General features: G+C 48.6%; 19 protein-coding genes. 10 read left to right on the top strand and 9 right to left on the bottom strand.

The genetic code is table 11. From position 1 onward, the window contains the following. Positions 1 to 87: 87 nt before the first annotated feature. Positions 88 to 1452 (top strand): sodium-dependent transporter, encoded by a 1365-nt coding sequence (locus tag ACTHTA_RS04425; protein WP_049352380.1) that lies wholly within the window; start codon positions 88 to 90, stop codon positions 1450 to 1452. Between the two features lie 60 nt (positions 1453 to 1512). Here the strand turns inward: ACTHTA_RS04425 and dld are convergent, their stop codons facing one another. The 4 genes from dld to ACTHTA_RS04405 form a co-directional block, all read right to left on the bottom strand. Next, entirely contained in the window at positions 1513 to 3204 is a 1692-nt protein-coding gene (gene dld / locus ACTHTA_RS04420; RefSeq protein WP_049352383.1) for a D-lactate dehydrogenase, read from the bottom strand. A 165-nt stretch (positions 3205 to 3369) separates the two neighbouring features. Continuing rightward, on the bottom strand, positions 3370 to 5490 hold the full coding sequence (pnp, locus tag ACTHTA_RS04415) for a polyribonucleotide nucleotidyltransferase (protein ID WP_440364140.1): 2121 nt from the start codon (positions 5488 to 5490) through the stop codon (positions 3370 to 3372). Between the two features lie 237 nt (positions 5491 to 5727). Then, complete coding sequence (locus tag ACTHTA_RS04410) at positions 5728 to 6591, bottom strand: phosphoribosylaminoimidazolesuccinocarboxamide synthase (RefSeq protein WP_003683512.1); 864 nt, start codon at positions 6589 to 6591, stop codon at positions 5728 to 5730. A 152-nt stretch (positions 6592 to 6743) separates the two neighbouring features. Beyond that, complete coding sequence (locus tag ACTHTA_RS04405) at positions 6744 to 7931, bottom strand: calcium-binding protein (protein ID WP_440375715.1); 1188 nt, start codon at positions 7929 to 7931, stop codon at positions 6744 to 6746. A 627-nt stretch (positions 7932 to 8558) separates the two neighbouring features. On the opposite strand from ACTHTA_RS04405, the gene rfbD reads away from it, so the two are divergent. The 4 genes from rfbD to ACTHTA_RS04385 all read left to right on the top strand — a co-directional run bounded on the left by rfbD (position 8559) and on the right by ACTHTA_RS04385 (position 14177). Then, complete coding sequence (gene rfbD / locus ACTHTA_RS04400; RefSeq protein ID WP_070630986.1) at positions 8559 to 9422, top strand: dTDP-4-dehydrorhamnose reductase; 864 nt, start codon at positions 8559 to 8561, stop codon at positions 9420 to 9422. A gap of 151 nt (positions 9423 to 9573) precedes the next feature. Continuing rightward, complete coding sequence (uvrA, locus tag ACTHTA_RS04395) at positions 9574 to 12432, top strand: excinuclease ABC subunit UvrA (RefSeq protein ID WP_313971266.1); 2859 nt, start codon at positions 9574 to 9576, stop codon at positions 12430 to 12432. Positions 12433 to 12477: 45 nt separating this feature from the next. After that, the gene (locus tag ACTHTA_RS04390) at positions 12478 to 13377 is read left to right on the top strand and encodes a hypothetical protein (RefSeq protein WP_308887275.1); all 900 of its coding nucleotides are present in this window, start codon (positions 12478 to 12480) and stop codon (positions 13375 to 13377) included. A gap of 269 nt (positions 13378 to 13646) precedes the next feature. Further along, a complete protein-coding gene (locus tag ACTHTA_RS04385) occupies positions 13647 to 14177 on the top strand; it encodes an REP-associated tyrosine transposase (protein WP_308887274.1) in 531 nt (176 codons plus the stop codon). Between the two features lie 293 nt (positions 14178 to 14470). On the opposite strand, the gene ACTHTA_RS04380 is transcribed toward ACTHTA_RS04385, so the two are convergent. The 5 genes from ACTHTA_RS04380 to ACTHTA_RS04360 all read right to left on the bottom strand — a co-directional run bounded on the left by ACTHTA_RS04380 (position 14471) and on the right by ACTHTA_RS04360 (position 20344). Then, the gene (locus tag ACTHTA_RS04380) at positions 14471 to 14806 is read right to left on the bottom strand and encodes a DUF5339 family protein (RefSeq protein ID WP_308887273.1); all 336 of its coding nucleotides are present in this window, start codon (positions 14804 to 14806) and stop codon (positions 14471 to 14473) included. A gap of 191 nt (positions 14807 to 14997) precedes the next feature. After that, positions 14998 to 16779 carry an anaerobic ribonucleoside-triphosphate reductase gene (nrdD, locus tag ACTHTA_RS04375; protein ID WP_308887272.1) on the bottom strand — a complete coding sequence of 594 codons (1782 nt, stop codon included), beginning with the start codon at positions 16777 to 16779 and terminating at the stop codon, positions 14998 to 15000. A gap of 117 nt (positions 16780 to 16896) precedes the next feature. Next, positions 16897 to 17406 (bottom strand): anaerobic ribonucleoside-triphosphate reductase activating protein, encoded by a 510-nt coding sequence (gene nrdG, locus ACTHTA_RS04370; protein WP_308887271.1) that lies wholly within the window; start codon positions 17404 to 17406, stop codon positions 16897 to 16899. Between the two features lie 287 nt (positions 17407 to 17693). Next, on the bottom strand, positions 17694 to 18836 hold the full coding sequence (locus ACTHTA_RS04365) for a THUMP domain-containing class I SAM-dependent RNA methyltransferase (protein ID WP_070630972.1): 1143 nt from the start codon (positions 18834 to 18836) through the stop codon (positions 17694 to 17696). A gap of 116 nt (positions 18837 to 18952) precedes the next feature. Further along, positions 18953 to 20344, bottom strand: a complete 1392-nt coding sequence (locus ACTHTA_RS04360; RefSeq protein ID WP_003683421.1) for a nucleobase:cation symporter-2 family protein — start codon at positions 20342 to 20344, stop codon at positions 18953 to 18955. Positions 20345 to 20680: 336 nt separating this feature from the next. Here ACTHTA_RS04360 and dapA point away from each other — a divergent pair, with 336 nt between their 5' ends. The 5 genes from dapA (at position 20681) to ACTHTA_RS04335 (ending at position 24309) form a co-directional block, all read left to right on the top strand. After that, complete coding sequence (gene dapA, locus ACTHTA_RS04355; protein ID WP_049351544.1) at positions 20681 to 21556, top strand: 4-hydroxy-tetrahydrodipicolinate synthase; 876 nt, start codon at positions 20681 to 20683, stop codon at positions 21554 to 21556. Between the two features lie 81 nt (positions 21557 to 21637). Further along, positions 21638 to 22768, top strand: coding sequence for an outer membrane protein assembly factor BamC (gene bamC / locus ACTHTA_RS04350; RefSeq protein ID WP_070748803.1), 1131 nt, complete (start codon positions 21638 to 21640; stop codon positions 22766 to 22768). Positions 22769 to 22890: 122 nt separating this feature from the next. Continuing rightward, on the top strand, positions 22891 to 23121 hold the full coding sequence (locus ACTHTA_RS04345) for an NGO_0222 family membrane protein (protein WP_003679018.1): 231 nt from the start codon (positions 22891 to 22893) through the stop codon (positions 23119 to 23121). Positions 23122 to 23130: 9 nt separating this feature from the next. Beyond that, positions 23131 to 23724, top strand: coding sequence for an RdgB/HAM1 family non-canonical purine NTP pyrophosphatase (gene rdgB / locus ACTHTA_RS04340; protein WP_308887268.1), 594 nt, complete (start codon positions 23131 to 23133; stop codon positions 23722 to 23724). Positions 23725 to 23799: 75 nt separating this feature from the next. Continuing rightward, positions 23800 to 24309, top strand: coding sequence for a hypothetical protein (locus tag ACTHTA_RS04335; protein ID WP_308887267.1), 510 nt, complete (start codon positions 23800 to 23802; stop codon positions 24307 to 24309). The last annotated feature ends 5 nt before the right edge of the window (positions 24310 to 24314 follow it).

Raw genomic sequence — 24314 nt, 5'->3', positions numbered from 1 at the left:
TAACTAATTTTCTTTTTAGACTTTAGTCAAGATTCGTTAAATCTTTGCGGTAAAATGTTGTCTTTGTTTTTATACATCTGAGTATTTATGTCTTCCAATCAACCCCGTCAAACCTGGTCCAACCGTTTGACTTACATCCTTACCGTTGCCGGCGCGACTGTCGGCTTTGGCGCAACATGGCGTTTCCCGTATTTGGTCGGTGAAAACGGCGGCGGCGCGTATGTGTTTCTGTTCTGTATCGCCATGCTGGTCATCGGTATTCCGATGATTTTGGTGGAAAACGTCATCGGCCGCCGTAAAGGCGTGAACGCGCTGGATGCGTTTGGCGGCACAATGAATGGCAAACCCGTTGCCAAAGTTTGGAAATTGGTCGGTTGGATGGGCCTGCTCGGCGCATTCGGCATCATGGCCTATTACATGGTGCTCGGCGGCTGGGTGATCAGCTACATCATCAATATCATCGGCGGTAATTTGGACATTTCCAGTCCGGTTTCCGGCGAAGTCACCAAAAGCTTCTTTACCGAACACATCGAAAACAGCCCTTGGGAAATTGCTTTCTACACCTTCCTTTTTGTGGTTGTAAACCAATGGATCTTGGTCAAAGGCGTAATCGGTGGTATTGAAAAAGCGGCAAAATACCTGATGCCTTTGCTGTTTTTATTCCTGATTGCCATGGTCGTGCGCAACGTTACCCTGCCGGGCGCAATGGAAGGTATTACCTTCTATCTGAAACCTGACTTCAGCAAAATTACCGCTGAACTGTTCGTCTTCGTTTTAGGACAAGTATTCTTCGCCTTGAGCTTGGGTTTCGGCGTGATGATTACGTTATCCAGCTATCTGGATAAAAATGAAGATCTGGTTCAGACGGCCGTGATTACCGCGATTACCAACACTTTGATTGCCGTGTTGGCGGGCTTCATGATTTTCCCTTCCCTCTTCAGCTTCGGCGTTGCCCCTAACTCCGGCCCGACTCTGGTGTTCCAAAGCCTGCCGATCGTGTTTTCCAATATGTGGGCAGGCCCTGTGTTTGCAGTAATTTTCTTCTCCCTGCTTCTGATTGCCGCGCTGACCACTTCTCTGACTATTTATGAAGTGTTGATTACGACCATTCAGGAGAAAACCAAAATCCGCCGCGCAGCCGCGATTACCATCGTACTGGCAGGTATTTTTATCTTCGGCAATATTCCTTCCATCTTGAGCTACGGTCCATGGAAAGACATTTCCGTGTTTGGTAAAAACATTTTTGATGCCTTTGACTATATCAGCGGCAACATCCTGTTTATGCTGACCGCGCTCGGCTCTGCCTTGTTTGTCGGCTTCGTGATGAAAGATGAAGCGAAGGACGAATTGCTCTACAAAGGCAACCAGACCACTGTCAATATCTGGTTTGCCTATGTGAAATACCTCGTACCGTTGGTGATTCTGCTGATTTTTGTCAGCAACTTGTTCTGATAAGCAAGCATATAAAAAGGCCGTCTGAAAAGTTCAGACGGCCTTTATTTTGACTATGCTTTATTCTGCCCAGTTTTTCTTCTTACTGGTTTTACCGATACCGGGGTTGAAGCTGTTGGTCGGGTCAAGTTTTTTATAGAACTGTTTCAGCTCGGGCTTGGCTTCATACAGATGACCGACATTATGCTCGGCAGGATATTGCGCACCGCGTTGGTCAAGCAGATGGAGCATTTCATGTTCCAAAGCCATACAGTCGTTGCCTTTTTTAATGATGTAGTCCTGATGGAACACATGACACATAAAATGTCCGTAATACAATTTATGGATGATTTTATTGTCAATTTCAGGCGGCAGTGTTTCAAACCAATCACGATCATCACGGCGCAAGGCGATATCGAGTGCAACCAAATCCTCTACTTCATCATCATGTACAGAACGGTAACGGATCGCGGCAGAAGCCACAGCAAAGCGATGCAGCATGGCCGCCTGCGTTTCTTCGGCATTACATTCGAAGAATGCGCCGCCATGGGTTGCAAAATATTCTTTCAAGAAAGCACGCGCTTCTTCTACGCCCTCGCCACCCATTTTTAAAATCAGGTGATGTTCATATTTATCCCGATAGTTGCGCATAGACTTCGGCAAGTGATCGGGCAAAATTTTACTGATCAGTTGCATGAATTTATCAGAGAAGTGTTTTGGTAAGAAACTTATCTTTTTGCTGAATCTATCCACACGGGCTTTCAGATCAAACAGTTTCGGAAGTTGGTGGGTACCGAACGTCTTAATGATATAAAAAGTATCTTTACCATAAACGGCAGCAATATCAAAAGCATGACGATGGATATACTCACCGGAAATAGGCAGGTTTTTAAACTCACTCAAAGCAGCACGACGAATATCGGTCAGCTCATTAATATCATTGGTGCCGATATAGAAAACGGCAGTCTGTTTTTCTTGTGGGAACGTATCCAAGCGTACGGCAAACACCATCAGCTTGCCCGCGCAACCTGATGCTTCGTAGTGACGCGCAGGGTCGGCATTAAAACGGGCGGCAGTCGGTTCATTCACTTGGCGGACATGATCGCAATAAGCATGGTCATGCCCTTTGCCTGCATTTTGAACAATGTCTTTTTTCTGATAATGGAAACCTTGCAGATTGGTCAGAATTTCTTCAGGGGTTTCGCCCAAATCAATGCCCAAATGGTTGACCAGCTCCAGTTTGCCCTCTTCGTTGATTTGTGCAAACAGAGCCATTTCCGTATAAGCCGGGCCACGCTGTACCAAAGCGCCGCCGGAGTTATTACATACGCCACCCAATACAGATGCGCCGATACAGGACGAGCCGATCACGGAGTGTGGCTCACGGCCTAAAGGTTTCAGCAGCAGCTCCAATTGATTCAGGGTAGAACCGGGTAGGCAGACAACCTGTTCGTTATTGTTAATCGGCTGAATGATGTTCAGACGCATGGTATTCACAATCACGATATCGCGGTCGTAATCATTACCGTCAGGAGTCGATCCGCCGGTCAGGCCAGTATTGGCGGCCTGCGTAATCACGATAACACCAGCCTCAACACACGCCTGCAAGATTTGCCACATTTCCAACACCGTACCCGGACGGACAACCGCCAACGCCTTGCCTTCGCCAAAACGATAGCCTTGACGGTATTGTTCAGTTTTTGCCGGGTCTGTGATGATGTATTTTTCACCGACGGTTTGCGTCAGCCGGCTGATTAATTGCGTAGCATTCATTGCATACTCCTTGAGAGATAAATATATTTATTAAATTGCAATCATTGTAGTAATCCCTTTTATCAAAGTAAAGGCGAAACCTGTTTTTTATACTCATCTTTTAAATAAACAAAAGGCCGTCTGAAATTTTCAGACGGCCTTTTGTTTCAAGCTTGAATAATCAGATTATTCGGCTGCTTTCTCTTCGCGTGCAGGTGCTTCCAGCAAAGCTTTGATAGACAGGCGCACGCGGCCGCGATCGTCTACTTCCAATGCTTTTACATTTACGACCTGACCTACTTGCAGGTAGTCGCTGACATTGCGTACGCGCTCGTGAGCGATTTGGCTGATGTGTACCAAACCGTCTTTACCCGGCATCACGCTGACAATCGCGCCAACGTTGTTGTCGAGGATTTTAACCACAGTACCTTCGTACACTTTGCCCACTTCCACTTCGGCAGTGATTTCTTCGATGCGTTTTTTCGCCGCATCGCCTGCTTCTTGAGTAGTCGCAGCGATAGTAATGGTACCGTCTTCAGCGATATTGATTTCAGTACCGGTTTCAGCGGTAATCGAACGAATGGTTTCACCACCTTTACCAATCACATCACGGATTTTGTCTTGGTTGATTTTCATGGTGAACAAGCGTGGTGCGTGTGCAGACAGCTCTTGCGGGCCTGCAACGGCGGCTTTCATCTGATCCAAGATGTGCAAACGTGCTTCTTTGGCTTGAGCCAAAGCGATTTGCATGATTTCTTTGGTAATGCCTTGGATTTTGATGTCCATTTGCAGCGCTGTTACGCCTTCGGTCGTACCGGCAACTTTGAAGTCCATGTCGCCCAAGTGGTCTTCGTCGCCCAAGATGTCGGTCAATACGGCAAATTTGTTGTTGTCCAAAATCAGACCCATCGCAATACCGGCAACGTGTGCTTTCAAAGGCACACCGGCAGACAGCAGGCTCAAGCAGCCGCCGCAGACGGAAGCCATAGAAGACGAACCGTTGGACTCGGTAATTTCGGAAACGACACGCATGGTGTAGCTGAATTCTTCAGGAGACGGCAATACGGCAACCAGTGCGCGTTTTGCCAAGCGGCCATGTCCGATTTCACGACGTTTCGGTGCGCCGACGCGACCGACTTCGCCGGTAGAATATGGCGGGAAGTTGTAATGCAGCATGAAGCGGTCGGTGTATTCACCGGAAAGCGCGTCAATAATTTGCTCGTCGCGAGAAGTACCCAAAGTCGCTACGGCAAGGGCTTGGGTTTCGCCACGGGTAAACAATGCAGAACCGTGAGTGCGCGGCAATACTCCGGTTTGAATGTTCAGCGGACGAACGGTACGGGTGTCGCGACCATCAATACGCGGTTGTCCGTCCAAAATTTGGCTGCGGACAACGTCGGCTTCCAAATGTTTGAAAATACCTTTGATTTCATTGGCAGCCAGAGTATCGGTTTCTTCGGTAATCAGCGCATCTTTCACTGCATTCCAAGCTTCGTCCAATTTGGCAGAACGCGCTTGTTTTTGACGGATTTTGAACGCTTCTTTAATGGTTTCGCCCGCAATTTCGCGTACTTTTGCAACCAATTCTTCATTGGTTTCAGGCGCTTTCCAATCCCATACTTCAGGGTTTACTTCATCGGCGAACTCGTTGATGGCGTTAATGGCCACTTGCATTTGATCGTGACCGTAAACAACCGCACCCAGCATCACTTCTTCAGACAAGATGTCGGCTTCGGATTCCACCATCAACACGGCTTTAGAAGTACCGGCAACAACCAAGTCTAATTGTGATTTAGCCAATTCGGCTTTAGTCGGGTTCAAAACGTACACGCCGTTTACATAACCCACGCGTGCCGCACCAATCGGACCGGCAAACGGTACGCCGCTCAACACCAGCGCGGCAGACGCGCCCAACATTGCAGGAATGTCAGAATCAATTTCAGGGTCAACAGACACGACCATCGCTACGATTTGGATGTCGTGGTAGAAACCTTCAGGGAACAGAGGACGAATCGGACGGTCGATCAGGCGGCTGGTCAGGATTTCTTTTTCGCTTTGTTTGCCTTCACGTTTGAAGAAACCGCCGGGGATTTTACCTGCTGCGTAAGTACGCTCGAGGTAATCGACAGTCAGAGGGAAGAAGTCTTGGCCTTCTTTCACTTCTTTGTTGGTAGTAACGGCAACCAAAACAACGGTGTCGCCCATAGATACTTTAACGGCAGCAGCGGCTTGGCGAGCAATTTCGCCAGTTTCCAAAGTAACGGTTTGATTACTGTATTGGAAGGTCTTAACGTGTTTATTGAACATTATTGTTCCTTTCAAAATACCGCACTGCTAAAACACTAATAATGCACACTAAAATCCGAATGTGCATAGTTAGGGTTTCAGACCGTGCGGCAGGTTATAAACAAGCTTTCAGACGGCCTTTAAAGGCACTGAAAACAACTCTCGATTATAAAGGCAACCATCCTTAAAATCCAGTATTGATACAATAAAAAGGCCGTCTGAAACATATCTCTTTCAGACGGCCTTCAAACTTAAAAATTAATCCTGAGTCAGCAAAGTCAATGCTTCCTGATATTTTTCGACTGTTTTCTGAATTACATCGGCAGGCACTTTAGGCGCAGGCGCTTTTTTGTTCCAACCGCTTTGCTCCAGCCAGTCGCGGACAAATTGTTTGTCAAAAGACGGTGGATTGGTACCGACTTTGTATTGGTCGGCAGGCCAAAAACGGCTGGAGTCAGGCGTCAACACTTCATCCATCAAAGTCAGCGTACCTTCTTCATCCAAACCAAATTCAAACTTGGTATCGCAAATAATAATACCGCGAGATTTGGCATATTCAGCCGCTTCTGTATAAAGCTGAATCGCTTTGGCGCGCACTTCCGCCGCCAATTCTTTTCCGATAATACGTTCGCATTCTTCAAAGCTGATGTTTTCATCATGATCGCCAACCTCAGCTTTGGTCGATGGCGTAAAAATCACTTCGGGCAACTGCTGCGCTTCCTGCATACCTTCAGGCAGTTGAATACCGCAAACAGAGCCTGTCTTTTGATAATCTTTCCAACCGCTACCCGCCAGATAACCGCGCACAATAGCCTCCACTTTCACCGGAGTGAGTTTTTTAGCCACGACGGCGCGTTTTTCTAAAACTTTGGCTTCGTTTTCAGGCAAAACATCGTAAACGGTATGGCCGGTAAAGTGGTTAGGCATAATATGAGCCAGTTTTTTAAACCAAAAATTGGAAATCTGCGTCAGAATCTCCCCTTTACCCGGAATCGGGTCATCCAAAATCACATCGAATGCAGACAGTCGGTCGGAAGCAACCATCAACATACGTTTATCGTCAATTTCGTACAAATCGCGTACTTTGCCGGAGTAGATTTTTTTCAAGCTGATTTCAGACATTTCGGGTATCTCTTAGATAGACAGAAGAATGCGATATTTTAGCCCAATTTGGAATTTTTCGTCAGATTGTTTACAAAATAAAGGCCGTCTGAAACCTTATATTTTGGTTTCAGACGGCCTTAACCGTTGATTTCAGAGAAGAACCCTGAAAATTACCATCCAGAAACTTGAGTCTGTTCTTGGATGTGGTTCACAGCAGACAGAGAGTAGTAGTCACCGTGGCCGGTTACTTGGTAAGTGCTACCGTCAGCAAATTTGAAGTTTTCAACTTTGTGATTGTTACCGGTGAACCAGTCGTCGATGGTGATGCTGTCAGAACCGACAGAAACAGTCAGGTTGGCACCTGATTTGCTCAGCAATACGTCGGAAGCTGCAATGCCTTTACCGAACAACAGGGTGTCATTACCGCTTTCCTCACGGATAGTGTCGTGACCGTAACCTTTGTCGAAGAAGTAAGTGTCGTTACCGGTACCGCCGATCAGGATGTCGTTGCCGACACCGCCGTCGAGGTAGTCGTTACCGTCTTTACCAACCAGGCAGTCATCGCCGGCCAAACCGTACAGATGGTTGTTGCCGCCGTTACCTTCGATGTTGTTGTTCAAAGAGTTACCGGTACCGTTCAGGTTTTGCATACCTTGCAAAAACAGGTTTTCAACGTTATCGGTCAAGGTGTAGTCGATAACGGTACGAACAGTATCGATACCGCCGTTCAGATTACCGTACTCGATAACTTGGTCGTCGGCATCGTCAACGAAATAAACGTCGTTACCGTCGCCACCGCGCATGATGTCAGCACCGGAACCACCGTTCAGGTAGTCGTTACCGTCACCACCTTGCAGGTAGTCTTTACCTTCTTCACCGTACAGAGAGTCACCGTCGGCATCACCGTAAATGGTGTCATTACCTGCACCGGCGTAGATTACGTCTGCGCCGTTGCCACCGAAGATGATGTCTTCGCCAGCAGTACCATAAATGGTATCTTTAGCATCAGTACCGCGGATAACGTTGGGTCGGATGATATTACCTGGGTTTTTGTCTTCGTGACCGTATGAGTTGTCTTGGTTATGGTCGTCAACACAGTCTTTGCAGTCTGGTTTTAGCTCTGGCTTAGGCTTAGGCTCAGGTTTTGGTTGTGGTTTTGGTTGTGGTTTTGGTTGTGGTTGTGGTTGTGGTTGTGGTTGTGGTTGTGGCTCAGGTTTTGGTTGAGGTGGTTTACGCTGAGGTTTTTGTGGTTGTGGTTGCGGTTGTGGGTGTGGCTCAGGGTTTAGTGGACGTGGTATACGCCGAAGTTTTGGTTGTGGTTTGGTGTGCCAAGGGTGGTAAGGTGAACCAGGTACCACATTAACTATTGGCGGCACGCTGCCAATTCTAGAGGTGCTACCGGTAGAACCAGAAGATTTTGATGAACCGCAGAAGTGAGCTGGGTCGGACTGCCCTGGAATAGAAGAGCAGTAAGGCTTACCTGGGGTCCAGATAGGCTTACTAGCCTGGGGTCCACGAGACCCGCTGTAAGATCTTGCCATAATAATTACTCCCAAAATGGTTAATAAAGATATCGAGCTAGAGGAACGAGCAAATCCGCCCTTGCTCAAATATTATTTTAGTTATATTTTTCAAGATATTTACTGAAAAATATCAAACGGTAGAATTTTCCGACAAAAGGACGGAGTTTTGCCTGTTTTTAAATTCCATTATCCTAGCAACAATAAAAACATCAACATTGATTCACACTCTCTCAAACAGCATAGATCCTTTATCTATCTTGTTGAAAGCTGAACTTTAACTATAGTTATAGTAAGCAAACATAATACCAATAAGTGGTTATTATTGTGGATAGATGATATCGATAATTTGCCCAAATACAGCCGCATCCGCATTTTGTTCTACGTCAATAATGTGAATTTGTCGTATTTACACTATAATGACACGAATACCTATTTAACAGCTATCAGAGGAGATACTCAACCATGCGTACTTTATTGACCGGAGCCAAAGGCCAGCTTGCCCGTTGTCTGCGCGACCGCCTACCCGAAGATTGGGAACTGATTGCTACCGATTCTACTTCGCTGGACATTACCGATACCGAAGCCGTGCATCACATGATCAAAAACTTCCAACCAGATGCCATCGTTAATGCCGCGGCTTACACTGCCGTCGATAAAGCAGAAGAAAACGCAGAGGCTGCTTTTGCCGTCAACGCAACCGCTGTTCACAACCTGGCCGCAGCCGCCCGCGCCGCACACGCGCGCTTTATTCATATTTCCACTGATTATGTATTCGACGGCGAAGGCAAACGCCCTTACCGCGAAACCGACTACACCAATCCGCGCAGCACTTACGGTCAATCCAAAGTTGCAGGCGAGCTTTTGGCTTTAGCCGCGCATCCGGAAAGTACAATCGTCCGTACTTCATGGCTGTTTAGCGAATACGGCAGCAATTTCGTCAAAACCATGTTGCGCCTTGCTAAAGAGCGTGACTCCCTCTCCATCGTTCATGACCAAACCGGCTGCCCGACTTATGCAGGCGACTTGGCTCATGCCATCATCAGTTTATTGCAACAGCCTACTTCCCCACGCGGCATCTTCCATTACTGTGGCAATAAATCGGCAACATGGTACGAATTTACCAAAGCTATCTTTCAGACGGCCCACCAATTAGACGACAGCTTCCGCATTCCGGAACTGAACGCAATCACCACCGATCAATACCCCCTGCCCGCTCCGCGTCCGGCATACAGCATTATGGATTGCTCACGCCTAGAGACCAAGTTTGGTATCAAACCGTCCGACTGGCAAAAAGCCCTGCGCGAAATTCTCCGCACAATCGACTGATAAGCTGATCCATCTATATCAAGGCCGTCTGAAAACATATTTTCAGACGGCCTCTTTGTTTCTTTTATATCAAATGCTTTATCTATCCAGTCTGTCATTTGAAAAGTGCTACAATAGCCGTTTATTTTATTTTTTCAGACGGCCTGACACCATGTGCAACCATCATCCCAAACATTCACACGACAACGACACCATCCGCATCCGCGGCGCGCGCACGCATAATTTGAAAAACGTCGATTTGGACATTCCGCGCCACAAACTGGTGGTGGTAACCGGGCTGTCGGGCAGCGGCAAGTCGTCGCTGGCGTTTGACACGCTGTATGCCGAAGGGCAGCGGCGTTATGTCGAGAGCCTTTCCGCCTATGCGCGGCAGTTTTTGCAGATGATGGACAAACCCGATGTCGATTTGATCGAAGGCCTGTCGCCCGCGATTTCCATCGAGCAGAAATCCACCAGCCACAACCCGCGTTCCACCGTCGGCACGGTTACGGAAATCCATGATTACCTGCGCCTTTTGTACGCCCGCGTCGGCACGCCGTATTGCCCCGAACACAATTTGCCGCTGTCGAGCCAAACCGTATCGCAGATGGTTGATGCCGTGTTGAAGCTGCCGGAAGACACGCGCGTGATGATTCTGGCGCCGGCGGTGCGCGAGCGTAAGGGCGAGTTTGTCGATTTCTTTGCCGATCTACAGGCTCAGGGCTTTGCACGGGTACGCGTGGACGGCGAAGTCTATCAGTTGGACGAAGTACCGAAGCTGGAAAAAAACATCAAGCACAATATCGACGTGGTTATCGACCGCGTGAAAGTGAAGGCGGACATCAAGCAGCGGCTGGCGGAAAGTTTTGAAACCGCGCTGCGCCACGGCAACGAGCGCGCGCTGGCAATGGAGATGGACAGCGGCGAAGAACATTGGTTTTCCGCGCGGTTTGCCTGCCCCGTGTGTTCGTACAGCCTGCCCGAATTAGAGCCGCGCCTCTTTTCGTTCAACAACCCGATGGGTTCCTGCCCGACTTGCGACGGCTTGGGCAACACCAATTTCTTCGACCCCGAAAAAGTGGTCGCTCATCCGGAATTGTCGCTGGCAACGGGCGCGATTGACGGCTGGGACAAGCGCAACCAGTTCTATTTCCAAATGATTCAGTCGCTGGCGCGGCATTATGGTTTCGATGTGCAGGCTGCTTGGGAAACGCTACCTGAAAAAGTCAAAAAAGTCGTGCTGCACGGCTCAGGCAAAGAAGTCATTGATTTCACGTACCTGTCCGAACGCGGCACCACCTTCAACCGCAGCCACGCCTTCGAGGGCATCATCCCCAATCTCGAACGCCGCTACCGCGAAACCGACAGCGAAACCGTGCGCGAAAAACTGCGCGAATACCAAAACCACCGCGCCTGCCCAAGCTGCGGCGGCGCACGTTTGCGCAAAGAAGCCCGCTACGTTTACGTCAGCGGCGAACCGTTGCACGAAGTTTCCGCCTGGCCGCTGACCAAAACCCACCAATTCTTTGAAACGCTGGATTTAGACGGCAACAAAAAACAAATCGCCGAAAAAATCCTCAAAGAAATCACCGAGCGGCTCGGTTTTCTGATTAACGTCGGGCTGGATTACCTCAATCTCTCCCGCTCCGCCGAAACCCTTTCCGGCGGCGAAGCCCAGCGCATCCGCCTCGCCAGCCAAATCGGCAGCGGCCTGACCGGCGTGATGTACGTTCTGGACGAACCCTCCATCGGCCTGCACCAGCGCGACAATGACCGCCTGCTCGCCACCCTCAAACGCCTGCGCGACTTGGGCAACAGCGTGATTGTGGTCGAACACGACGAAGATGCCATCCGCGAAGCCGATTTCGTGGTCGATATGGGCCCCGGCGCGGGCGAACACGGTGGCAACGTACTGATTGCCGACACGCCCGAAAACGTCGCCAAATGCGAAAATTCCGTTACCGGACAATACCTCAGCGGCAAAAAATCCATTGCCGTGCCGTCTGAACGCACGCCCGTCAATCCCGACCGAATGCTCGTCCTCAAAGGCGCGCGCGGCAACAACCTCAAAAACGTTACCCTCGAACTGCCGCTCGGTTTGATTACCTGCATCACCGGCGTATCCGGCAGCGGCAAGTCCACCCTGATTAACGACACCCTCGCCAAAATCACCGCCCGCGAACTCAACCGCGCCCAAGAAGAACCCGCCCCATACGACGACATCCGCGGCCTCGAACACCTCGACAAAGTCATCAACGTCGACCAATCCCCCATCGGCCGCACCCCGCGCTCCAACCCCGCCACCTATACCGGTCTGTTCACCCCCATCCGCGAACTCTTCGCCGGCGTACCCCTCTCGCGCGAACGCGGCTACAACGTCGGCAGATTCTCCTTCAACGTCAAAGGCGGCCGCTGCGAAGCCTGCCAAGGCGACGGCGTGATCAAAGTCGAAATGCACTTCCTGCCCGACGTATACGTCCCCTGCGAAGTCTGCCACGGCAAACGCTACAACCGCGAAACGCTCGAAATCCAATACAAAGGCAAAAACATCAGCCAAGTCCTCGACATGACCGTCGAAGAAGCCCGCGAATTTTTCGACGCCGTCCCCACCGTATCGCGCAAACTGCAAACCCTCATGGACGTAGGCCTAGGCTACATCCGCCTCGGCCAGTCCGCCACCACCCTTTCCGGCGGCGAAGCCCAGCGCGTCAAACTTGCCTTGGAACTCTCCAAACGCGACACTGGCAGAACACTCTATATCCTCGACGAACCCACCACCGGCCTGCACTTCGCCGACATCGCCCTGCTGCTGGAAGTGATAGGCCGTCTGAAAGGCAAAGGCAACTCGATTGTGATTATCGAGCATAATCTGGACGTGATTAAAACTGCGGATTGGATTGTGGACTTAGGACCGGAAGGCGGCGATGGCGGGGGGAGAATTATTGCTTCAGGTAGCCCTGAGCAGGTGGCGAAGGTTAAGGGGAGTTATACTGGGAAGTATTTGAAGATGGTATTAGAACAATGGGATTAACCTCAATTTAAAGATTAGATAAATCAAAATTAAAGGATACTAAAAATGTCTGCTTCTAAAAGCACTAAAACAAATAATGAAGAATATTGTTTTGCAATTATGCCAATTTCTGACGTAGATACTCATCCTAAAGGCCATTTCCATCATGTGTATCAAGATATTATTAGCCCTGCTTGTGAAAAATCAGGTTTCCGTGCATGTCGTGCTGATGATGTAAAAGCTACAAATTTAATACAGTTAGATATCCTAAAAAAATTAATTGAAGCCCCTATTGCCATATGTGATTTAAGCACAAGAAATCCAAACGTTTTATTTGAATTGGGAATTCGGCAAGCATTTGATAAACCTGTTGTCTTAATTCAAGAGATTGGCACCCCACCAATATTTGATATTACTGGACTAAGGTATCTACAATATTCTAAAGATATGAAATATCATGAGGTTTTAAAAACACAAAATGAACTTTCTAATGCTATTGATGAAACAATTGGAGTTGACAAACAAGATAAAAATATTAATTCAATAGTAAAACTTTTAGCATTAAAATCACCTGCACAAATCCCAGATCTAAAAGGAACTCAAGATAGTTTAGCTTTTGATGTAATTCAAACAGAGATGCGTTCATTAAGGCGACAAATGGAAAATTTAATGAAAATTATAAGTTCTCAAGAAATAAGTTCACAAGAACTTTTGAGTCCATTTAAAATTAATATAAAAACTGATGAAGGGTTAATAAAAAGGAAGCTAATAAAATTAGAGAATGAATTCTTAGAATTATCCCTTCTAACAGATGAAAAAATGAAATCTTCTAAGCTTACCAGTTTACTAAATCGAGTTAATATCCTAAAAGATGACATGGGCCTTATCTTCCCTCCTTGGGAAGAGCTTCCTCAACAAGTAGAATTACTTAGAAAAACTATACTTCAACAACTTGAGAAGCAGTAGCCTGCATATCCAACCGACCGCGTGCGTGGCTGCGCCACACACCCTACCTGTGAATTACACGAAACTTCAAAACCAACGTGTAGGGTGTGTGCGGTACGCACGCACGCGGTCGGTTGATTGACGGTTTGCCGTTTCAACTTTTAACTTCGTTGAAGCTAGCGCTTTCAGTCGGCCTCCAATGTCGTCTGAAAGCGTCAGCTCCAACGAAGTTAAAACCTTAAACAACAAACTATTCCTTCTCCAACACCCAAACCACAAGCAAAAATCCTATGGCGCGTTATCGCAGAAACTTCATTGCCGGCGGCACATTCTTTTTTACCGTCAAACTCGCCAACCAAAAATCGCGCCTGCTTGTCGAACATATCAGCTTATTGCGTGTAGCCTATATGGATGTACAAAAACAATATCCCTTTGAAACCGTCGCCGTATGCGTACTGCCGAACCATATTCACGCCATTTGGACGCTGCCGCCCGACGATGCGGATTATTCCCTGCGCTGGCGGCTGATTAAAACCAAATTCTCCGCACATTTCCCTCATGCCGAAAACCTGTCTGCCAGCAAACAGCGGCGGCACGAACGCGGTATTTGGCAACGGCGTTTTTACGAACACACCGTGCGCGACGAAACGGATTTGCAACGTTGCGCAGACTATATCCATTTCAATCCCGTCAAACATGGATTGTGCGGCAATGTCCGCGATTGGCCGTTTTCGTCGTTTCACCGTTATGTACGGGATGGATGGCTGCCGTTAGATTGGGGTGGCACAAAAGAAACAGCGGTAATGAGTTTTGGGGAGTAAATGCTATAAAAAACTACCGACCGCGTGCGTGGCTGCGCCACACACCCTACCTGTAAATTACACGGAACTTTAAAATCAACGCGTAGGGTGTGTGCGGTACGCACGCACTCGGTTGCTTGATTGACGGCTTGCTGTTGTAAATTTCAACTTAGTTAAAACTAACGCTTTCAGATGGCATGAGAAATGGCCGTCTGAAAACTGAAAAAGCTTTATCTAAAATAACTACCCTAACTCACACAACAAAAAACGGATTCCAAATTATTGGAATCCGTTTTTCAATAAAGCTATTTATATTATTTAGCTTCTTCTTTAGCATCTTCAGCAGCTTCTTTGGCTTCTTCGGCTTTGTCTTCAGGAGTTTCGGCAGCAGGAACGCCTTTCAAAGCGTCCAAAGAAGTTTTACAAGTTGCATCGCGTTGGTCTGCAGGCAGGTTTTTCAGGGCTTCTTTGGTTTGTTCGAAAGATTTTTGCATCATGTCTTTGGTTGCGGCATCTACGTCTTTAGTTGCTTCGGCAAATGCTTTTTCGTACTCGTCACAAACGGCAGAAGAAGATGAGTCTGAACCGCCACCGCATGCTGACAGGGACAGGGCTGCCAATAAAGCTGCTAATAAAGCTGATGTTTTCATATGTCTCTCGCTTTTTTTTCGAGTTTGAGTTAAAGGAGATTATATGTTAATTCATTATATTAAAGTGTCAAGTATTGTTGTTTAATTTAATTAAAATCATATCATTGAAAGAATCAGTCTATCCAAACATCCTAAAGGCCGTCTGAAATTTCAGACGGCCTTCGCTTTTGTAAGTAATCCTTTTTTAACGATTACGCCGCTTTACGGTGATAATGTCTGAGCGCGTGTTCTTTGCGCCGTCCGCTACTGAATGCAGATACGCGTTTCAGATAGCCGATGACGCGGGTGCCGTAGTCGATGTCGTGCGAACCGCATGCAGAACAAGCGTGCAGGGTACGTTTATCGATATGGCCGCATTCGTTGCAAATGGTGATGCGCACGTTCACGCAGAAGTAGTTGCAGCCGGTTTGCGCGGCGATGTCCAAGAGCGAGCGGTAGCCGGATTCGGGCAGGGCTTCGTCGAGGTTCAGGTGCAGCGCGGAGCCGCCGTCGAGCCAGTCCACCAATTCTTTGCCGTGCAGCAGGAATTTGTCGAGCGCGTTGATTTCTTCGTCTTCGACGACGTAGAAATAGGAGTTGTAGCATTCGCGGCTGACTTGGTAGCCGTCGGCTTTGTCCCATTTGGCGTTTTTCACGCCGAGGTTTTCGGCGGGGACAAACTCGGTGTTGAACTTCACGCCGTAGTGTTTGCTGGCAGCTTGATTGGCTTCAAATATGGTTTTCAGACGGCCTTGGACAAAGTTGATGTAATCGTCGTTGTAGCCGACTTTGATGCCTTGCGATTCGGCGGCTTCCGCCATACCGTTGATACCGATGGTGAGGAATTGTTTGTCCAGCGTGATGAAGCCTGCATCGTAAACGGGCAGCATTCCGGCGGCTTGGTATTCTTCCATCAGTTTGCGGTAGGCGTATTGGTATTTGTGGATTTTGGCCACTTCGGCGGCAAGGTCTCGCCCATCTTGTTCCAACCGGTTCATATTGATGGTGATGACGTTGATGGAACCGGTCGCCACGCCGCCCGCGCCGAGGGTGTAACTGAAGGTTCGATCTTCGATGGCATTGCGCAAACGGCAGCAGGAAGCCAATGAGTCGGGATTGTCGGAAAGATAGACGAAGAAGGAATTGCCTTCCGCCAACTCTTTCGCCATTTCGTCGGCAAACACGGTGTCTTTGCATTTGCCGCCGTCAGTCAGCATCGCGGCGGTCACGACGGGGAAGGTCAAAACGGCTTTGGTGCGTTCCTGATTGAACCATTTGAGGAAGAAGTTTTGCAGCTTCGCCACGCTCGCCCACGCCGGTTTGCTGAAATCGGGGAAGACGAAATCACCGAACATCGCATCGAAATAGTATTGGTCGTACACGGAAATATTCCAGAATACGCTCTGATAGCCGCGCGCGGCGGCGGGCTGGTTGATGCTGTACACCACCTGCTGCATGTGGTTGGCGATTTCTTTGCCGTGGGTTCCCAAATAATCATCACCGTAGTCTTTGCGGGCGAAGTAGTCGAAATAGGTCAGAAATTCCACCGTCGCCACCGCACCGGCAAACTGCGCGCTGATGGCAAACACCAGGTTGATAAACGAACCGCAAAACGAAGCCAGATGCTGCGGCGCCTTGGATTCGCCGCCGAGTTTGCTTAAGCCGTCAAGCAGGAAGGGATACAGCGTAACCGACACACAATAAGGCTTGAGACTGGTTTCGTCGTGCACATAAATCTCATGTGCCTCAATCTGGCGGATGTATTCGTCGGCCACGGATTGGTCGAAAATTTCGGCAATTTTGCGCGACACTTGGGCGCGGTTAATCTGCACGAAAAAGTCTTTCATGATTTCCGCTTCCATCGTGGCGATATTTTTCTGGGTAACGTTGGCATTGGCGTCCATTTTTGAGCCGTCCGCCGCGTTTTGCGCACTGATGTAGTCGTGCATGAATTGCAGTTTGCCGTTTAACTGTTCGGGATGCAGCCGAATCATGTTAATTCTCCTGTAAGGTTTGAATGATTTATCAAGCAATGACGGTCAGGCCGTCTGAAACATCGCTGTCAGCGAATACAATAAATTCAATTTAAATCAGTGCAATACAGCACCAGGCTAAATTGAAGCCACTGGAAAAACTTTAGGTGCAGGTTTGTCTTTGATAAACAATCGGTTCAACACTTCGCCCGTGCGCAAATCGATAAACTTCTGATTGGTGGTCGGGCTGTCCAAGCCGCCCAGCTCCATCTGCCAGCGGCCGGTTTTCAGATACGTCAAATAAGGCAGAATGCCGTCTGAAACCGCCTCCAGCTCCTCACGCTCCAGACCGGTGTACAAGCAGGCTTTCAAACCTTCCCGAGTAACAATAGCCAGCATTTCCTGCAAGGCTTTCGGTTGCCACTCCCCACCCATAAACAACACGCAGCTAATTAGCCCGCGATAGCGGTTCAGACGGCCTTTTAAATAATCCTCGGTCAATTCTGTGCCGATGCTCTCTTTCCATGTATCGGCACTGTGGCAACCTTTGCAACGCAGCGGACAGCCTGAAAACAGAAATGCCAGCGACACTTCGCCTGGCACTTCCTGCCAAACAATTTGCTCGATTGTAAATTTCAAGCTGCTCATTGCAATACCATAAACACAAGATATGGTGCGAATTAAAACACAATACTACTAGATATGGTATTTTTATTTAACAATGAATTTTATCCATATAATAGATTTTTGTTATTTAACCAATTGTAAATTACTATATTAAGTTCAACTTTATACCAATAAAAAGGCCGTCTAAACACGATTCAGACGGCCTGAAATTAAAATACGAGAAGCAAACTCCGTTATGGCAAAGTCTATATAAATAAAACAAAAAAGGCCGTCTGAAATCATCTTTCAGACGGCCTCTATTTCAGGTTTTAGCCCCGATTCGAGCCTTTAACCATATCCATCAAAAACAATCGGCAATCCAAGTTGCCATTGAACAGTGGAATCTTACGCTTCGGAGAAAGGCGCATAAATTTCGGCATATCGCGATCGCCGGTCAACATTCCGGCAAGCCAGCCTGCGTAATGCTGTTTCAACCATGTGCCCAGTTGAGGATAAAGCGCCTGTAAAGCCTGAATTTCGGCAAGACGCACGCCATAAGGCGGATTGGAAATCATAATGCCGTGTTCGCCGTTTGGTCGCGCAGCCTGCGCATCTTGCACGTCAAAGCGGATGAAATTATCCACTTCGGCGGCTTGGGCATTGGCCAATGCGGCACGGATCATATAACGGTCGTTGTCGCTGCCGGAAATTGGCGCGGCGGCCGGTTTGATTTGTTTTTCAGCCTCACGGCGCAGGGCTTGCCATTTTTCTTTGTCGAAGTTTTGCAGTTTTTCAAAACCGAAACGGCGCATCAAGCCCGGCGCACGGTGTGTCGCAATCCATGCAGCCTCAATGACAATCGTGCCGCTGCCGCAAAACGGGTCTTGGAAAGGCTGCGTACCGTCATAGCCTGCCAAAAGCAGCAAACCTGCCGCCAAATTCTCTCTCAATGGCGCTTCGCCGGTATCCTGACGATAGCCGCGCTTGAAGAGAGCTTCGCCGGAAGTATCGATAAAGATTTCCACATTGCGCTCATCGATAAAGGCATGAATGCGGATATCGGGGTTGATTTTGCCCACGCTCGGACGCGCATCATAAATATCCCGGAAGGCATCACAGACGGCATCTTTGATCTTCAAACCGACAAAATCCAGGCTTTTCACATTGGCACGCTTGCCTTCAACTTTGACTTTAAAGGTCTGCTCCAGCTTAAACCAACCTGTCCAATGCAGATTTCGTGCCAGTTTGTAGATATCGTGTTCGTTGCGATAACCGCCTTTGGTCAAGCGCAGCAAAACACGGCTGGCAACGCGCGAATGCAGGTTGATGCGATACACCTGCTCCATCGTGCCTTTACATGCCACACCGCCGTCAACAGCGCGGATATCCTGACATGCCATGTTTTCAAGTTCCTGCGTCAAAGGTGCTTCCAAACCGCGAGGACAAGTGATAAAAAGTGAATAAACCGTCATATAAAACCTTTCCGGGTAGAGCTATCCGAACCACTAGGATAACAAATAAAAACAATATTATAGCTGAAAAACCAAAGGCCGTCTGAAACTTCAGACGGCCTTTGAATAAAGCTTGCTTAGTGATCCAAACTGTCGGTTTCCACCTTAACCGCTTTATCGGTTTTATCTTCCGGCAAAACCAAGTTCAACAATACCGCCATAATACCGCCGGCTGAAATTGAGTTTTGGAACAATACCGGCAGGTTTTTGAACACTTCCGGCTCAAATGCTACGCCCAAACCCAAACCGACAGAAGTAGCCGCGATAACCGCTTCACGACGGCGAATACCGTGGCTGACCAAAATCCGCACGCCGGCAATCGCAATCAGGCCAAACATCAATACCATCGCGCCACCCAAAACCGGACTCGGAATCGTAGTAAACGCACGGCCGATGACAGGGAACAAGCCCAACAATACCAAAATCGCCGCAATATATTTGCCCACATGACGCGAAGCCACGCCGGTCATTTGAATCACACCGTTATTTTGCGCAAAAGTGGTCAAAGGCAAAGAGCCCAACGCAGTCGCAATCACAGACACTAAACCATCTGCCAATACACCGCCGCGCAGACGTTTGGTGTATTCCTCACCCTCAATCGGCTGCTCGGAAACCATCGCAGTCGCCGTCAAATCGCCAACTGCCTCAAATACGCTCAATAAGAAAATCGCACCGGCAACTATAAATGCGTGCCAATCAAATGCGAAACCATATTTAAACGGAACAGGCAGGGTAATCAACGGCAAGTTTTGCAGGGCGGAAAAATCCACTTTGCCCAAAAACAGCGCAACAATATAACCGACAATCAAACCTACCGCGATACCACTCATACGCAGCAATGGATTTTTCAAGCAGTTGAAAACCAATACAATCAGCAACACCAGCGATGCCAAACCCAAGTTTTCCATCGAGCCGAACGTACCGTCTGCTTTCGCACCGAAGCCGCCGCCGAAATCGGTAATGCCGACATGTACCAAGCTCAAGCCGATCAGCATAACGACCACGCCGCTTACAGTCGGCGTAATCACTTTTTTCAAATAAGGCAAAAGCCAAGCGGAGAAGCACACCAAAAACGCGCCGACAAAGGACACGCCCAAAAGCGTTGAAATCATCACATCTTCAGTCAAGCCGCCCTCTTTCATACCGGTACCGAGCGCAATCATCACGGTAACAAAAGAGAAGTTGACCGACTGAATCGACAACATACCCGAACCGACCGGCCCGAAACGGTTGACCTGCAAATAAGTACCGACACCGGAAGCCACCATTGCCATTGACACCAAATAAGCCGTCATTTCAACCGGCAGCTCCAACGCCCCGCCGACAATCAGTGCCGGAGTAATCATCGGAACAAAAATCGCCAGAAGGTGCGTAACCGCACTCAACAACGCATTCCCAAACGGCGGCTTGTCTTCCAAACCATAAACCAAATCAAGCGATTTCGCCTGTTTTTCAGTCATTCCGGCCATGTTGAACCTTCTCTCAAGAATCGTTAAAAAATATTAAGATGCGTATTTTAACCAATTTGAAATGTATCAGCAAATTCAAAACCGTCAGGCCGTCTGAAAGTTCCGCCCAGCCGTTTTCAGACGGCCTCAAACCGCCTTAACACATTTTAATTCTTGACATCATTTTTCCATCTCAAAACAAACAAACCAATGATTTAAAAATGTATTATTCATTAAGATAATGACAAGTCACCATTAAACGGCAAAGCCGCTTAGCGGATATGTTTCACACAAACAACAAAGTAAGCTACAATCCACTGCATAATCCACCCACACCATAAAATTAAAGGTTTCCGTATGTTAAAAGGCAGTCTGGTTGCCCTGATTACTCCGATGAATCAAGACGGCAGCATCAACTACGAACAACTTCACGACTTAATCGACTGGCACATTGAAAACGGCACCGACGGCATCGTCGCAGTCGGCACTACCGGCGAGTCAGCCACCCTGCCTGTCGAAGAACATTTGGCCGTTATTGAAGCCACTGTCAAACACGTCAACAAGCGCGTTCCCGTTATCGCCGGCACAGGCGCCAACAACACTGTCGAAGCCATCGCCCTTTCCAAAGCCGCCGAGCAAGCCGGTGCGGACTATACCTTATCTGTTGTTCCCTACTACAACAAACCTTCGCAAGAAGGCATTTACCAACATTTCAAAGCCATCGCCGAAGCCACTTCGATTCCGATGGTTATCTATAATGTTCCCGGCCGTACCGTCGTCAGCATGAGCAACGACACTATTTTGCGTTTGGCCGAGATTCCGAATATCGTCGGCGTAAAAGAAGCCAGCGGCAATATCGGCAAGAACATCGAATTGATCAACAGCGTTCCTGAAGGTTTTGTCGTTTTATCCGGCGATGACCCTACCGGCCTGCCTTTCATGCTATGTGGCGGTCATGGCGTGGTAACCGTCGCAGCCAACGTCGCACCGAAACTCTTTGCTGACATGTGCCGAGCCGCCCTTGAGGGCGATATTGCGACCGCCCGTCGTCTAAACGAGCAACTTATCCCGATTTATAACACCATGTTCTGCGAGCCCAGCCCAGCCGCGCCCAAATGGGGCCTGAGCTTATTGGGCAAATGCGAACCCCATGTTCGTCTGCCTTTGGTAGCACTGACCGAAGCCGGTCAAGCCAAAGTCCGAGCCGCTCTGGAAAAATCAGGACAAATCTGATCCGGAAATAAGGCCGTCTGAATCCCAAACACCCTTTTCAGACGGCCTCCCTGTTAAGAACTTCATCCACAGGAAAACAAGATGACCTATATCAAACCCATCGTAGTAGCCCTCGCCCTGATTAGCATGACTGCCTGTTCCGGCAACAAAAAAGAACAACCCAAACTCGACTATCAAAGTCAATCACACCGCTTGGTCAAACTGGAAGTACCACCTGATTTGAACAACCCAGACCAAGGCAACCTCTATCAATTACCGGCAGGCAGCGGCGCCGTCCGTGCCAGCGATTTCAACAAACGCCGCACTCAAGCCGTACAACAGCCTGCCAATGCAGAAGTCTTGAAATCCGTTAAAGGCGTACGCCTTGAGCGTGACGGCAACCAACGCTGGTTGGTTGTCGAAGGCAAATCGCCTCGCGAAATTTGGCCTTTGCTGAAAGTGTTCTGGCAAGAAAACGGTTTCGACATCAAATCTGAAGAACCTGCCATCGGTCAAATGGAAACCGAGTGGGCTGAAAACCGAGCCAAAATCCCTCAAGACAGCCTGCGCCGCCTGTTGGATAAAGTTGGCTTGGGCGGCATCTACTCTACCAGCGAACGCGACAAGTTCATCATCCGCATCGAACAAGGCAAAAATGGTTCGACCGATATCTTCTTCGCCCACAAAGGCATGAAAGAAGTTTATGCCGACCGTAAAAAAGACACTACAATGTGGCAGCCGGGTGAAAACGACCCTAACCTCGAAGCCGCATTCCTCGCCCGCTTTATGCAATACTTGGGCGTTGACGGTCAGCAAGCCGAACAGGCTCTGACCCAAAGCGTTGCCGCTCGCAGCAATGCGTCTGAATTGGCGCGTGTGGACAACGGCACTTTGTTGCTGGCAGGCGATTACGGCCGCAACTGGCGCCGTACCGCCCTTGCGCTTGACCGCATCGGTCTGACAGTTATCGGTCAAAATGCCGAACGCCGCGCTTTCTTGGTTCAACAAGCGCCAACCGAAGGCGAAGCAGTTGCCAATAAAAAACCAGGCCTGTTCAAACGCGTATTTGGTAAAGGCAAAGCAGAAGCGCCAAAAACTTATCCTGAAATCATCGTTTATGTTGAGCCTATCAACAATGGCGCACGCCTCCACTTGTTGAACAAAGACGGCAGCCCATACAAAGGCAGCGATGCCTCCACATTGTTGAGCCGCCTGCACACAGAATTGCGTTAATCCGTTATTCGACTTAAGGCCGTCTGAAATATTCAGACGGCCTTTTTAACGAATACGGCATGGTTTCAAATTCCCAATCTGACGTTATAATCAGAACATTTTTCCCACTTATCCAAGCTGCCATGACCCGACAAAAAGCCTATCTGCTCCTGACTGCCCTGTTTACCCTGATGTTTATCGTACTGATTCTGTTGGGCGCTTATCTTCTAAGCATTCACAGCAAACAATTTGCCGTTGCCGCCTTTCTGTTTGCCTTTGCCGCCGTTTTTGCCCAAATCGGCAGCCTTGCCCTTTACATCCGCCACAAAGCACGCGCACAAATGGCTCGTATGCAGCAAACCGAAAACCATTAAGGAAAAACCATGTTTGAAAAAATCGTCCTTGCCAGTGGCAATGCAGGCAAACTCAAAGAATTTTCCCGCCTCTTTGCCGACTTAAACATCGAAGTCCTGCCGCAATCGCAGTTCAATATGCCCGAATGCCCAGAACCGTACTATACCTTTGTTGAAAATGCCCTGGCTAAAGCACGCCATGCCGCCAAATACAGCGGCTTACCGGCACTTGCCGACGACTCCGGCATCTGCACCAACGCCTTAAACGGCGCACCCGGCATTTTCTCCGCACGTTATGCAGGCGAAAACCCCAAATCCGATGCCGCAAACAACGCCAAACTATCTGCCGATCTTGCCGATAAAGACGACAAAAGCTGCTACTACGTCTGCGTACTCGTCCTCGTCCGCCACGAAAACGACCCGCAGCCCATCATTGCCGAAGGCATCTGGCGCGGACAATGGCAGGCAGAAGCCGCAGGTACAAACGGCTTCGGCTACGACCCGCATTTCTATTTGGCCGAACATGATTGCACCGCCGCCGAGCTTGACCCTGAAATCAAAAATGCCGAAAGCCACCGCGCCCAAGCATTGCGTGAATTGTTAAGAAAAATTGAATCCTTATAAATCGATAATAGGCCGTCTGAAAACCTGAAACGTTTTTTTAGATGTTCCAAATCCAATAAATAATAAAAGAAAGCCATGTCCCCTAAGCAAATCTTGATTGTCGCCATCCGCTTGGTTGTTTTAATCGGTATCGTACAAACGCTTGGTAGCATCGCGACCATATTCGTACAGACAGAAAGCATGTATGACAGTAAACAAATCTCATCCGTACTGATGCTCTACGGCTTGTATTTAATTGCATGGCTGCTGCTATGGTGTTTCCCTGCCGCCATTGCCAACCGCCTGTTGCCCGAACATCTGCAAACCGTACAGGAAGCCCCAAAACACCCTGCACCATGGCTGACGACCGGTATTGTATTAATAGGCATATATACTGTTTTCCAAGCTATCCCCGACCTAATTTACCAGTTCTCTCTCTATCTTTTTGTACAGTCTATTGCTATCGACACACATACATCCGTTTGGGCGGACCTCGGCGCACAAAACCAAGCCGGTATACTTGCCAACATCGCGCAGCTTTTTATCGGCATTTTCGTGCTATTCGGCGCACCAAAACTCTCGTCTTGGATACGCAAAAGACTTTAACAACA

The organism is Neisseria sp. P0013.S005, assembly GCF_051958425.1.
Lineage (GTDB): Bacteria > Pseudomonadota > Gammaproteobacteria > Burkholderiales > Neisseriaceae > Neisseria > Neisseria subflava.
Note: the sequence above shows the minus strand (reverse complement) of the source record. Positions and strands in the feature narration are given on the sequence as shown.